The 12,710-nt window shown below is 75.1% G+C and carries 8 protein-coding genes and 1 tRNA gene; 4 read left to right on the forward strand and 5 right to left on the reverse strand.

Annotated elements, in window-relative coordinates; genetic code table 11:
- Positions 1 to 7: 7 nt before the first annotated feature.
- Positions 8 to 93: transfer RNA gene (locus DSZ44_RS12880), tRNA-Leu, on the reverse strand.
- Between the two features lie 379 nt (positions 94 to 472).
- Between DSZ44_RS12880 and DSZ44_RS12885 the strand changes: the two genes are divergently transcribed.
- Complete coding sequence (locus DSZ44_RS12885; RefSeq protein ID WP_258369487.1) at positions 473 to 1,690, forward strand: AI-2E family transporter; 1,218 nt, start codon at positions 473 to 475, stop codon at positions 1,688 to 1,690.
- A gap of 1 nt (position 1,691) precedes the next feature.
- Here DSZ44_RS12885 and DSZ44_RS12890 read toward each other — a convergent pair whose 3' ends face one another.
- Positions 1,692 to 5,042, reverse strand: coding sequence for an error-prone DNA polymerase (locus tag DSZ44_RS12890; protein WP_110853098.1), 3,351 nt, complete (start codon positions 5,040 to 5,042; stop codon positions 1,692 to 1,694).
- Here DSZ44_RS12890 and DSZ44_RS12895 point away from each other — a divergent pair.
- Positions 5,041 to 5,250, forward strand: a complete 210-nt coding sequence (locus DSZ44_RS12895) for a hypothetical protein (RefSeq protein WP_110853038.1) — start codon at positions 5,041 to 5,043, stop codon at positions 5,248 to 5,250. The genes DSZ44_RS12890 and DSZ44_RS12895 overlap by 2 nt on opposite strands.
- Positions 5,251 to 5,282: 32 nt before the next feature.
- Complete coding sequence (locus tag DSZ44_RS12900) at positions 5,283 to 5,861, forward strand: protein-L-isoaspartate O-methyltransferase family protein (protein ID WP_110853039.1); 579 nt, start codon at positions 5,283 to 5,285, stop codon at positions 5,859 to 5,861.
- A 47-nt stretch (positions 5,862 to 5,908) separates the two neighbouring features.
- Here DSZ44_RS12900 and DSZ44_RS12905 read toward each other — a convergent pair whose 3' ends face one another.
- Complete coding sequence (locus DSZ44_RS12905) at positions 5,909 to 8,284, reverse strand: alpha/beta hydrolase domain-containing protein (RefSeq protein WP_146237548.1); 2,376 nt, start codon at positions 8,282 to 8,284, stop codon at positions 5,909 to 5,911.
- A gap of 121 nt (positions 8,285 to 8,405) precedes the next feature.
- Between DSZ44_RS12905 and DSZ44_RS12910 the strand changes: the two genes are divergently transcribed.
- Positions 8,406 to 9,572 (forward strand): ROK family transcriptional regulator, encoded by a 1,167-nt coding sequence (locus DSZ44_RS12910; RefSeq protein WP_181424635.1) that lies wholly within the window; start codon positions 8,406 to 8,408, stop codon positions 9,570 to 9,572.
- Positions 9,573 to 9,614: 42 nt separating this feature from the next.
- Here DSZ44_RS12910 and DSZ44_RS12915 read toward each other — a convergent pair whose 3' ends face one another.
- Positions 9,615 to 11,024: a CHAP domain-containing protein gene (locus DSZ44_RS12915; RefSeq protein WP_146237550.1), complete on the reverse strand. Its 1,410-nt coding sequence runs from the start codon at positions 11,022 to 11,024 to the stop codon at positions 9,615 to 9,617.
- Between the two features lie 84 nt (positions 11,025 to 11,108).
- A complete protein-coding gene (locus DSZ44_RS12920) occupies positions 11,109 to 12,671 on the reverse strand; it encodes a Y-family DNA polymerase (RefSeq protein WP_110853099.1) in 1,563 nt (520 codons plus the stop codon).
- Positions 12,672 to 12,710: the final 39 nt, after the last annotated feature.

The following is a 12,710-nucleotide window of genomic DNA, read 5'->3' on the forward strand; positions in this document are numbered from 1 at the left end:
TCGTCTGTGTCCGAGGGGGGACTTGAACCCCCACGCCCTAATACGGGCACTAGCACCTCAAGCTAGCGCGTCTACCTATTCCGCCACCCGGACGAGTGGTGTCTCCGGCAGCCTGGGCCGCTGGCGACGTCCCAAAATGTAGCACGGCCGCGAGGCCCGTTTCGAACCCGGACAGCCCTTCGGCGCCGAGTGTGGCGAGCGCCACGAACGGCCGCTGCGATGCGCCGGTGCGGGGTCGGCCGTGTCGTCGGGCTACGAGGCGCGCGGTGCGCCACACTGGGCACGTCCAGCACACGAGGAGGCCGCCCGGATGAGGCTTTTCGGCAAGGTCCGCACCCGCCGACCGCAGCCAGGTGGCCCGCCCGCGGACGGCAGCGCGCCGTCGCCGTCCTCCACGCCCGACCGGAGCCTGGCGCGAGCGGCGCGCATGCCGCGGGCGTCGTCGTCGGCGGGGCGGGTGTCGGTGAGGCGCATGCCGGAGCGCGCGAAGCACGCCGAGCGCGACCCCTTCGACGTGCCGCGGTGGCTGCGCCGCTACGGGCTCATGGCCTGGCTGCTCATCGGGATCGTCATCGTCGTGGCGATGGTCGTCTTCGCGACGACGCGTATCCAGGCCGTGTTCATCGCCGTCTTCCTCGCGCTCGTCATCACCTCCGTCCTGTACCCGGTGGTGAGCGCCCTCGCGCGCGTGATGCCACGTGCCCTGGCCACGGCCGTGGCCATGCTCGGTTCGCTGGCCGTCGTCGCGGGGATCCTCACCTACGTCATCAGCTCCGTCGCCGGGCAGTGGGAGGACCTGGCCGACCAGTTCGGCCAGGGCATCGACGACATCTTCGAGTTCCTCGAGACCGGACCGCTGCCCGTCCACTTCACCCAGGCCGAGATCTACGACTGGATCAACGGGCTCGTCGCGGAGGCCCAGGAGTACGTGTCGCAGAACGCCGGGACGCTCGCCGGCCAGGTGCTGAGCAACGCCGGCGCCGTCGCCCTCATCTTCACCGTCCTCGCGCTGAGCATCTTCGTCACGGTGTTCTTCCTCCTGCGCGGCGGGGACATGTGGCGCTGGTTCATCAACCAGCTGCCGGCCCGCTCCCGGGAGAGTGTCCACCGCGCCGCCAGCTCGGGCTGGTACACCTTCGCCGGCTACGCCCGCGGCACGGTCATCATCGCCACCGCCGACGGCGCGCTCGCCTTCATCCTCCTCGCCATCGTCGGGGTGCCGCTCGCCGCCCCCCTCGCGGTGCTCGTCTTCATCGGTGCCTTCATCCCGCTCATCGGCGCTCCGGCCGCGATGGTCATCGCAGCCGTCGTCGCGCTGGCCGCCGGCGGCATCGTCGACGCCCTCGTCGTGACGATCGGCATCGCCCTCATCGGTCAGATCGAGGGGCACCTCCTCCAGCCGCTCGTCATGGGCCGGCAGGTCTCGCTCCACCCGGTCGTCGTCGCCCTCGGCGTCACCGCGGGCACCTTCCTCGCCGGGCTGCTCGGCGCGATCATCGCAATCCCGCTCCTCGCCGTCGTCTGGGCCGTGTACTCGGCCCTCCACGTGCCCGACCCGCCCGTCGAGGGCGAGCTGCCCGACCCACGCGGCATCGCCGAAGGGGTGCAGCGGCGACGGCAGCGGCACAACGAGAGCGCCGACGCCGCGGCTACCGAGGACAGCGCCTCGGTCGGCGGCGTGCGGGGCTGACTCAGCGGAAGTCGCGGGAGCGCGAGGACACCCGCAGCGGCAGGTCGCGCACGTGGTCGGCGACGAGGTTGAGCACGCCGTCGCCGCGCTCGATCGTCCCGCGCACGACGAGGGCCGCGCTCGTGCGCGCCACCTGCCGGTAGCGCGCCCACAGCCCGGGGCTGCACACGACGTTGAGCAGCCCTGTCTCGTCCTCCAGGGAGAGGAAGGTGACGCCGCCCGCCGTCCCCGGCCGCTGCCGGTGGGTGACGACGCCGGCCACCTCCACCCTGCTGCCGACCTCGCGGGTCTCCAGCCCGGCGATGCTGCTGATCCCCCGGGTGGTGAGCTCGGGGCGCAGGAACTGGGTGGGGAAGCTGTCGGTGGACACGCCGGTGGCCCACACGTCCGCGACGGCGGTCTCCACCTCGTCCATCCCCGGCAGCATCGGGGCCTCGTACCCGACGGCGGTGTGCGGCAGGGTGGCGTGCTCCCCCGCCAGCACCCCGGCGGCCCACAGCGCCGCGCGCCGCTCCAGGCCGAAGCAGTCCAGCGCACCCGCCGTGGCGAGGGCCTCCAGCTGGGCGGCGGTGAGCCGCACCCGCCGGGCGAGGTCGGCGATGTCGGCGAAGGGGCCGTTCGCCTCCCGCTCGGCCACGACCCGCTCGGCCGTCCTCTCCCCGATGCCCCGGACGGGGGCCAGCCCGAGCCGGACCGCCAGGTGCGGGTGCGGGTGGACGAGCCCGTCCCCTCCCCCTCCCCCGCTTTCCTCCCCGCCGAGAGCTGAGGTGTTACTCCGCTCCACGACGGCCTGGACCTGGGAGGTCTGGACGTCGGCGCGCAGCACCCGCACGCCGTGGCGGCGGGCATCGGCGACGAGGGTCTGCGGGGAGTAGAAGCCCATCGGCTGCGCGGCGAGCAGCGCCGCGTAGAACGCCTCGGGGTGGTGCACCTTGAGCCACGCGCTGGCGTAGACGAGGTAGGCGAAGGAGAAGGCGTGGGACTCGGGGAAGCCGAAGTCCGCGAAGGCCTTGAGCTTGTCGTAGATCTGCTCCGCGACCTCCCCGGTGACGCCCTTGCGGGCCATGCCCTCGAGGAGCCGTCCGCGCAGCGCCTCCATCCGCTCGGTGGAGCGCTTGGAGCCCATCGCCTTGCGCAGCTGGTCCGCCTCCCCCGGGCTGAAGTCCGCGACGTCGATGGCGATCTGCATGAGCTGCTCCTGGAACAGCGGCACCCCGAGGGTCTTGGACAGCGCCGGCTCGAGCAGCGGGTGGAGGTAGGTGACCTCCTCCCGGCCCCGACGGCGGTTGATGTACGGGTTGACCGAGTCGCCCTGGATCGGGCCCGGGCGGATGAGCGCGACCTCGACGACGATGTCGTAGAAGCTCCGTGGCCGCAGGCGCGGGAGGGTGGCCATCTGGGCGCGGGACTCGACCTGGAACAGGCCCACGGTGTCCGCCGCGCACAGGAGGTCGTAGACGCGGGGGTCCTCCTGCGGCAGGGAGTGCAGGCCCACCGGCGGGGTGCCCGGCGCCGCGTGGGCGTTGACCTCGGCGAAGGCCAGACGCAGCGCGGTGAGCATGCCCAGGCCGAGGAGGTCGAACTTCACCAGCCCGGCGTCGGCGCAGTCGTCCTTGTCCCACTGCAGGACGGTACGCCCGGGCATCGTGGCCCACTCCACCGGGCAGACCTCGACGACGGGACGGTCGCACAGCACCATCCCCCCGGAGTGGATGCCCAGGTGGCGGGGCAGGCGCAGCATCCGCTCGGCGATGTCGACGACGTCGTCGGGGATGCCGGCGACGTCGTCGGCGGGTGAGGGCCCACGACCGTCACGGGCGCCGCGCGCGTCCCCGCCGTCGTCGGGCGTGCGCAGGCTGCGCCACCGCTCGATCGACTTGCTCCACGCGTCCTGCTGGCCGAGGTCGTAGCCGAGCGCGCGGGCGGCGTCGCGGACCGCCGAGCGGGGGCGGTAGGAGATGACGTTGGCGACCTGGGCGGCGTGGGTTCGCCCGTAGCGCTCGTAGACGAACTGGATGACCTCCTCGCGGCGCCCGGACTCGATGTCGAGGTCGATGTCGGGCGGGCCGGAGCGACCCGGGGAGAGGAACCGCTCGAAGAGGAGGCGGTGCTGGACGGCGTCGACGGCGGTGATCCCGAGCGCGAAGCACACCGCGGAGTTGGCGGCCGAGCCGCGGCCCTGGCACAGGATGCCCTGCTCGCGGCAGAAGGCGACGATCTCGTGGACGATGAGGAAGTAGCCGGGGAAGTCGAGGTCGATGATGACGTCGAGCTCGTGCTCGATCATCGCGTAGGCGCCGGGGATGCGCTCGGCCCCACGCGGCCCGTAGCGCTCGGCCGCGCCGCGGTAGGTGAGCTCGCGCAGCCAGGTGGCCTCGGTGTGCCCGGGCGGGACGGGGTGCGGCGGCAGGTTGGGGGCGACGAGCGCGAGGTCGAAGGCGCACTCGGCCCCGAGGTCCGCGGCCGTGGCCACCGCCAGCGGGTGGCGGGCGTGGATGGCGGCCATCTCCGCCGCCGAGCGCAGGTGGGCGGCCGTGGGCGGGCGCCAGCCGTCGATCTCCTCCAGGGTGGCCCGGGCCCGGATCGCGGCCAGGACGTCGGCGAGCGGCTGGTCGGCGGGGCGGGCGCAGTGGACGGCGCCGGTGGCGACGAGCGGGAGGCGCGCCGCGGCGGCGAGCTCGGCGAGGGCGTCGTTGCGGGTGGAGTCGAGCGGGTCGCCGGTGTCGGTGATCTCGACGGCGACGTTCTCCCGGCCGAAGAGGGCGCTGAGCTCGTCCAGGGCGGCGCGGGCCGCACCAGGACCACCGGTCTCCAGGGCGCGGCGCACCGCCCCCTTGCGGCAGCCGGTGAGGACGAGCCACTGGCCGTCGGCGGCGTCCGCGAGCGCCGGCAGCCGGTAGTCGCTGCGGCCCTTCTCCCCCGTGGCGAGGTGCGCCTCGGCGATGGCGCGGGACAGGCTGCGGTAGCCCTGCGGCCCTCGGGCCAGGGCGAGGAGGTGGGTGCCGGGCGGGTCCATCTGGCCGGTGGCACGCTCGGCGGCACCGAGGGTGAGCTCGGCGCCGATGACGGCGGGCAGCCCGATCCGGCGGGCGGCCTCGGCGAAGCGGACGACGCCGTACAGACCGTCGTGGTCGGTGACGGCGAGCGCCGACAGGCCGAGGCGGTGCGCCTCGACCGCGAGCTCCTCGGGCTGGTTGGCGCCGTCGAGGAAGCTGAAGGCCGAGTGTGCGTGTAGCTCGGCGTAGCGGGGGGTCACCCCAGCCTCCGGTCGTACATGTGTTCGAGTGTAGGCCTCACGCGCGGGTGCCCCAACCCGTGCCCCGTGGCGTCCCCCGGAGTACCGTCGCCTCATGAGCACCGACGACGTCGTCGACCGCGACCAGGCACGCCTCGCCGAGGCCGACAGGGACACACCGCTCTCCCCGGAGATGGAGATGCTTCGCTTCGCCGGTCCTGCCGGCAGCGGCATCGACGTGCCGGTCCTCGAGACGTGGCAGGAGGTGCCGGTGCCGGGCAGCACGCCGCCGGACTGGTTCGCCCCGCCCGACGGCGACGACTGACCGACCGGGCCGGACACGCGCGAGGACCGGAGATGACCGACGACGTCGACCCGCGGGTCCGGGAGGCGATGACCGCCGTCGACCGGCGCACGTTCCTCCCTCCGGACCAGCACCGCTTCGCCGACGCCGACCAGCCGCTGGCGATCGGCCACGGCGCCACCTGCTCACAGCCGAGCACCGTGGCGCGGATGCTCACCCTGCTCGACGCCCGACCTGGTCACCGCGTGCTCGACGTCGGCTCGGGGTCCGGGTGGACGACGGCGATCCTCGCCCGGCTCGTCGCGCCGGACGGTGAGGTGCTCGGTGTCGAGCTCGAGCCGCCACTCGTCGAGGCGGGACGCGCCAACCTCGCGGCCGCCCGCGCCTCCGCCCGGATAGAGCCCGCCGTTCCCGGCGAGCTCGGCCTGCCCGGGGACGCGCCCTTCGACCGGGTGCTCGTCTCCGCCGAGGCACGCCGTCTCCCCCGGGCCCTGGTCGACCAGCTCGCCGACGGCGGCCGCATGGTCATCCCGGTCCGCGGCGAGCTCGTCGTCGCGGACCTCGCCGGTGGGGAGCTGACGACCCGCGCCTTCGGCAGCTATCGCTTCGTACCGCTGCGGGAACGGACGTAGCGAGGCCCGCACCCCGGCGGGCGGGGTGCGGGCCTCGGCGCGCCCGGTCAGGGGGTGCGGCGCACACCCAGGGTGTCGGTGCCGTTGCCGTCCCAGTCACCGACGAGGACAGCGTCACCAGAGCGCCCGTAGGTGAGGACCCGGTCGGCGTCCCCGCCCGCGAGCGTGTTCTTCACGTGGTACGTCGCACCGCGCCGGACGGCGAAGGTGTCGCGGCCGTCCCCGTCCCAGTCACCGGCCAGGGTGGTGTCACCCGGGCGGCCGTAGCTGAGCACGACGTCGGCGTCGCCACCGGCGATGGCGTTCTTCACGTGGTAGCGGGACCCACGGCGGACCGCGAACGTGTCCGCGCCGTCACCGTCCCAGTCGGCCACGACGACCGCGTCGCCCGCGCGGCCGTACTGCACGACGACGTCCGCAGGACCCGACGCCATGGTGTCGCGGACGTGGTACTCCGCACCGCGGCGCACCGCGAGGGTGTCGCGCCCGTCGCCGTCCCAGTCACCGACGAGGACGATGTCCCCGGCCCGGCCGTAGACGACGACGCGCTCGGCGTCCCCGCCGCGAGCGGCGTTGTTGACGTAGAAGCGGTTCCCGCGGCGCACGGTGAGGGTGTCCTCGCCGTCACCGTCCCAGTCGCCCACCAGCACCTCGTCGGTGTGCCGGCCGTACTGGAAGGCGACGTCGGCGTTGCCACCCGTCCAGCCGTTGGTGAGGAAGAAGCCGTACCGCTGGGCCGGCTCCGGCTCGGGCTCCGGCTCGCGCTCGGGGAGCACGGCGAGTGCGGCCATCGCCTGACGCAGCACGGCCGCCTGCGCCGCGTCGTCGACGTCGGAGTCGCTGACCTGAGCGACGACGCGCTCGAGCTGCTCGACGGCGAGGTCGAGCTCGCCGTCGTCGGCGTGCCGCAGGGCATGTCCCGCCGTAGTGGCGAGCTCGACGGCGAGCGCCTCGGGAATCCGCCCCTCCCCGGCGAGGTCGCCCACGAGGTAGGCGAGGTCGGAGTACCACGCCTGGTCCACGGCGACGTTCGCCGGCACGTACCCCTGCTCCGCCGCGTGCTCGGTGGCGGCGGCGACCTGCTCGGCGTACGCCTGGGGCGTGGGGTAGAGCTCGGCGAGCACGTCCTCGGCCAGCGGGACCGAGCTGCCGTCGAGGAAGCAGAAGCCGGGACCGGAGTTGACGCCGCTGTTGACCCGCACGGGCACGTCCTGCGCCGGCAGGCGGATGCCGCCCTGGGCCAGGCCGAGCTCGTCGCGGACGATCTCGCCCTCCTCGTCCAGCTCGATCGGGTCCGCCGTCGGCGGCTGGACGCCGTCGGCGACCCACGCGACGGTGTGGTCGTACACCGCGGCCTGCACCTGGTGCTGGGGCACCCGCGACAGGGAGGGCAGGTCGCAGGTCTGCGGGAGGTCGGGGTGGCCGCCGGGCAGCGTGCCGATGTCGCGCAGGCGCAGCGGTCCGTAGTCGGTGATGAGCTTCCAGTCGCCGTGCGAGGCGCCGGCCACCTCCCAGGTCCGCAGCACGTCCGAGTCCGGCTGACGCTCGGCCGCCCCGAGGAGGTTGATCGCGACGTCACCCTCGGAGTTGAGCTTGAACAGGGGCGTGTCGAGGTCGGTGCGCACCTCACCGCCACCGCCGTGCAGGACGACGGCGTCGAGGATGTCGGTCAGCGGCTGGATGCTGTTGTAGTACGTGTGCAGCCGCCCCGCGGACTGCGAGTGGCCGGTGGCGATGACGTACTCCGGGTCGAGCGGCCCGAGCGGGTCGGTGCCCGCCGGGTCCCGTAGCGCCTTCACGGCCTGGCTGAACACGTCGTAGGACAGGGTGTCGTCCTCGACGGTGCCGCCGTCGGTGAGGTCGAGCGCGCCGTAGCGCTCCGGGCTCCACGCCTTGAGGCCGGTGGCCGAGTGCACGCCGGCACGCTGGGCGGAGACGCCGACCCACGTGTAGCCCTCGCGCATGAGGTGCTCGTGCGTCTGGAACCAGTCGACCTCCTGGTCCCACTGGTTGGAGACGTTGAGCCACTCGGCGATGACGACGCCGTTGAAGTCCTCGTCGTCAGCCGGGCGGCGGACGACGACACGGGTCGTGTACGGGTGGCCGGTGCTGGTGACGGTCGCGTCGGTGCTCCCGTCGGCGGCGTAGCGGGTGGCCTCCCCCGAGACGAGGAACTCCTCCTCGACGTAGCCCGCGGCGTTCAGGTCGACGTCGGTGGCGAGGAACGGGTAGCCGTGGCTGGGGTCGCCGACCGGGCTCGTGCTCCCCAGCGGTCCGGTGACGGTGGGTGCCGGGACGGACTCCCCCACGGCCTGCGACTCCAGCCGCTCGGGCTCGGGTGGGGAGGCGGCGGCGGGTGGGCCGAGCAGGGCCGGGATGGTGAGGGCGGACGCGGCGACGAGGGCGGCAACGGTGCGGGCCATGGGTGCTCCGGGATCGACGGTGGCCGGGGCCAGTGTAAATACGGACGCTCCAGAACCTATGAGCGCCCGGAGAGGGTGTCAATGGTTCAATTTCGGCGTAAATGTCGGTACCGTCGTCCCCGTGACCGACCTTCGCGACGCCACCTCCCGCGCCGTCGCCGCCCTGCGCGCGCACGGGCCGATGACGCGCGCCGAGCTCGCCCGGCGCACCGGCCTGCCGAAGTCGACCGTCTCCGGGGTCACCGCCGCACTCCTGGCGAACGGCACGCTCGAGGAGACCGGTGCGGCGGCGGCGCCGGTCCGGCCCGGCGACCCACGCGCGGGCCGGGGACGGGGGCGGCCGGGGACGCTCCTCACCCTGGACGCCCGGCGCGGCGAGGTCGTCGGTGTCGAGTTCGGCGCCTCCCACGTGCGCGCCCGGGTGGTCGACGCCGGGCACGGGCAGGGCCCGGGCGCCGTCCGGCGCCTCCCCCTCGCCTACGGTGCCGGCGACGCCCTGGACGCCACCCTCGACCTCGTTCGTGAGCTGACCGCACGCCCGGGCGCGGCCCCGCTGCTCGGTGTCGGGCTCGCCCTCGCCCTGGGTCTGGGGACCTACCGACCGCCCGTGCCGACCAGGCCACGCGGGATGCGCCAGGGGTGGGAGGACCTCGACCTCCCGGCCGCGCTCGCCGACGCCCTCGGGGTGCCGGTGGTGGCGGACAACGACGCGAACTGCGCGGCGCGCGCGGAGCTGCTGTGGGGAGCGGCCCGCCCCTACGAGGACCTGGTGCTGGTCAAGCTGCACGCCGGCGTCGGCGGGGCCGTGGTCATCGACCGGCAGGTGCAGACCGGCCGCCGCGGCGGTGCCGGGGAGTTCGGGCACGTGCCGGTCGACCCGCGCGGGCCGCTGTGCCGGTGCGGGGGCCGGGGGTGCCTCGAGGTGTACGCCGGGGTGCCGGCCGTGCTCGCGGCGCTGGCCGTCCAGCACGGCCGGCTGCCGACTCCCCGCGAGGTGCTCGAGGGCGCCGCGGCCGGGGACCCGGCGTGCCGCCGGGCCCTGCGGGACGCCGGGGAGGCGACGGGGCAGGTCGCGGCGTGGCTGTGCAACGCGCTCAACCCCCAGGCGATCGTGCTGACCGGAGCCCTCGCCGGGGCCGGTGAGCTGCTGGCGGGTCCGGTGCGTGAGTCGGTGGCGCGCACCGCGCTGCCGCTCAACGCCGACGTCGATGTCGTCATCGGGACGCTGGGGCGCGACGCCGGCCCGCTGGGGGCTGGCGCACTGGCTCTCGCGTCCGTCCCGGTCTGAGGCCCCGGCCAGGGGCGGCGGGCGGGCGGGCCCGCTCCCGGCTCAGTCGTTGCCGACCACCTCGGCGACCGTGCCGCCGGGTGCCCCTTCGGTGACGTCGCCCTCGGAGCGGGCCAGCTCCTCGAGCAGGATGTTGAGGTCCTGGATCGGCTGCAGGATGTCGGCCTCGTCGACCCGGTCGGCCGCGTCGGCCTCCACGGTGCCGATCTGTGCCTCCTCGGTGTCGCTGACCCCGCTGCCGAGGCTGGGCCGGCTGATGAAGAGGATCTCCTCGACGTCGTCCACGACGGTGAGGTCGAGCACCCGGCCGTGCACCCGGTCGGTGGCGGAGCTCGCGTTGCCCTCGACGAGGCTGATCCGGGTGCCGGAGAGGGACTCCACCATGAGCGTGTGGCTCAGGGAGCCGGCGGCGAAGCTGTTCGGGTTCGCACTCCCCCGCCGGGTGACCAGGATGTCCCCGGCCTGCGGCCGGACACGGTCCCGCAGGAACGCCTCCGCCGCCTGCTGCGCGGTCCGGTCCGTGACCGTGCCGGCGGAGATGCCCTCGAGCGTCTCCCGCAGCTCGACGAACGGGTTGTCCGTGGCGGTCGAGCTGCGGCTGCGGTGGGTGCCGACGAGCTGGCCTCCGTGCGCGGCGTCGGTCTCGATGTCGATGCCGGTGAACTCCGTCGGGTTGGCGACCTTGTAGCCGGACGCCGCGGCCACGCTGTCGCCGCGGATCGCCGCGAGCGCCGACGTCGCGAACCTCGTGCACCAGGCCGCCGACCCGCCGCCCGTGTAGTCGTCCACCATCGGGCCCGCGTTGCTCCCGGACGTCTCCCAGGAGCCGCCCCGGTGCAGCATGGCGCCGAGGAGGAACTCCATGCGGGCGACGCCGGCCGCCGCCTGCCCGAGGATCCGGACCTTCTCGGCGACGTCGGGCTGCTGCTGCCGACGGAAGCGCTGCACGAGGTCCGGGTACACGTCGAGCTGCTCGCGGGACCACGTGACCAGCGCCTCGACCACCGTCCGCCGCGATCCCGGCGTGCCGGCCCCTGCGACGGCGGCCCGGTGGGCCGCGAAGTCGGGCAGGCGCCGTACCGCCTGCTCGCGGCGCGCCTCCTCCTGGTTGCCGCGGGCGGTCTCGCGGTCGACGTCCTCGGTGAGGACCGGCAGCAGCCGGGTGACGGCCGTGATCGTCTGCTCCAGCTCGGCGTCGGACATGCGCTCGAACACGCTCCGGGCGAAGCACGTCGTGTGGAGCTCGCGATCGGCGGGGACCAGCCGTTGCACCACGAGGGAGGCAGCGGCCCGGTTCCCGGCGGTTCGCTGGAGCGCGAGGAGCCGCGCCGCCTCCACCACTCGCCGGCTGCCGGGCACCGGCAGCCGGGTGGGCGCGCTCGACCCGGGGTGCCTCGGCGACGTGACGCGCCGTTCGGCGGCCCGGACAGGGAGGGCACGGGTGAGGGTCATGACGTGACCACGCTACGCCGGTCGCCCGGCCTGAGCGGTCAGCCGCCGGGCAGTCTGCGCTGCCCGATCGGGCATCCGTGACGGTCAGTCGTACAGACCCTCCACCCACCACTGGCCCGACTCGAGGGCGAGGAGCTGGGCGACGCCGTCGGACAGGGCCACCTGCAGCCAGGCGCGCCGGCGCCCCATGCCCCACCAGCGCTCCCACATCGGCCACGGGCCGGCCCAGCCGACGACCTCCCGGCTCCCGTCGTCGTCGACCACCCGGGCGGGCTCGCCGCTGAGCCGCACGCGTCCGTCCACCGTGACCGGGGTGCCGGCGGCGTCGAGGACGACGACGGCGCGCCGCTCGTCCAGGAGGGTGGCCGGGGCGGGGTCGGGCAGCCGGCCGGGCCAGGGCGCGTCGGGACGCAGCACGGGCACGGGGTCGTCACCCCAGGCGACCAGCCGCACCCGGGTGCGAGGGTCGCGCCCGCCCTGGAGGACGGGCACGAGCACGCCCTCGGCGCCGAGCAGGCCCTGCACGCGCAGCGCGGCCCGCTCGGCCTGCACCTCCCCGCGCCCGCGGCGGCCCCACAGGCCCTCGCTCACCACACCGGCCGGGCTGATCTCCTGGGCGAGCAGCTCGAGGTGGACGAGGGGCGCGCTGGGCGGGCGGGCGCTGCGGCCCGAGAGCCAGCCGTCCAGCTGCCAGCGCACGCGGTCGGTGAGGTCGGTGGGGCTGGGGGCGACGTCCAGGCGCCAGGTGCGGGCCAGCTCGGTACCGTCCTCGGTGCGGGCGAGCACCTGGACGCGCCCGCACACGACGCCGCGGCGCTGCAGCCGCTCGGCGAGCTCCTCGGCCAGGGCGCGGGCGGCGAAGGCGGCGACGTCGGAGCGGGCGGCGGGCGGGTCGAGGTCGGTGCGCACGGTGACGTCCTGCTCGGGGCGGCGGGGCGCCGGGACGGAGACGTCCCCGCCGCGGGCGAGGCGGTGGGCGAGCAGCCCGAGGCTGCCGAAGCGGGCGGCGACGTCCCCCGGGGCCAGGGCAGCGAGCGCCCCGAGGGTGCGCAGCCCGAGCCGGCGCAGCAGGTCGGTGAGCTCGGCGAGCTCGGCGCGCCGCTCGCGGGTGGTGGCGGCGAGCTCGAGGCGGCGCACGTCCTGCGGGGCGAGGAAGGCCGGCCCCTGCCCGGACGGCACGACGATCCCGGCCCGGGCGGCGAGCAGCGCCGCGAGCAGGCCGTCGGCCACCCCCACCTGGCACTCGGCGCCGGTGTCCTCCGCGACCGCCCCGACGAGCAGCTCGGCCAGTGCCTCCTCACTGCCCGCGTGACGGGCCGGGCCGCGGGCGGCCATGAGCAGCACCCCGGGACGGGCGACCTCGACGCCCGCGACGACGTCCTCGACCGCCTGGACGAGCGGCTCGAAGGCCCGGGCGTCACGGTTCTCGTCCGCGGCCAGCAGGACGAGCCCGGGGCACAGCCCCTGGGCGGTGCGCCGCCGCATCCCCTGCCGCACGCCCTCCGCGCGGGCGGCCGCCGAGCAGACGAGGATGCCGCGGGAGTCGTGGACGGCGACCGGCTCGTGGCTGCCGACGGCGCCCTCGGCGACGGCGGCGGCCACCGGCCAGTCCGGCACCCACAGCACCGCCCGGCGCAGGGCCGACACCCCGGCTCCCGCCTGCGCCGGGCCCGCGGTGGGCGCCGT

Source organism: Georgenia satyanarayanai (assembly GCF_900116375.1).
GTDB lineage: Bacteria > Actinomycetota > Actinomycetes > Actinomycetales > Actinomycetaceae > Oceanitalea > Oceanitalea nanhaiensis.

Excerpts from the sequence above, each read along its gene's own strand:
- DSZ44_RS12895 (WP_110853038.1), top strand. The coding sequence starts at position 5,041 with ATGAGCACCGACGACGTCGTCGACCGCGACCAGGCACGCCTCGCCGAG.
- DSZ44_RS12885 (WP_258369487.1), top strand. The coding sequence starts at position 473 with ATGCCGGAGCGCGCGAAGCACGCCGAGCGCGACCCCTTCGACGTGCCG.
- DSZ44_RS12890 (WP_110853098.1), bottom strand. The coding sequence starts at position 5,042 with ATGAGGCGACGGTACTCCGGGGGACGCCACGGGGCACGGGTTGGGGCA.
- DSZ44_RS12915 (WP_146237550.1), bottom strand. The coding sequence starts at position 11,024 with ATGACCCTCACCCGTGCCCTCCCTGTCCGGGCCGCCGAACGGCGCGTC.
- DSZ44_RS12900 (WP_110853039.1), top strand. The coding sequence starts at position 5,283 with ATGACCGACGACGTCGACCCGCGGGTCCGGGAGGCGATGACCGCCGTC.
- DSZ44_RS12905 (WP_146237548.1), bottom strand. The coding sequence starts at position 8,284 with ATGGCCCGCACCGTTGCCGCCCTCGTCGCCGCGTCCGCCCTCACCATC.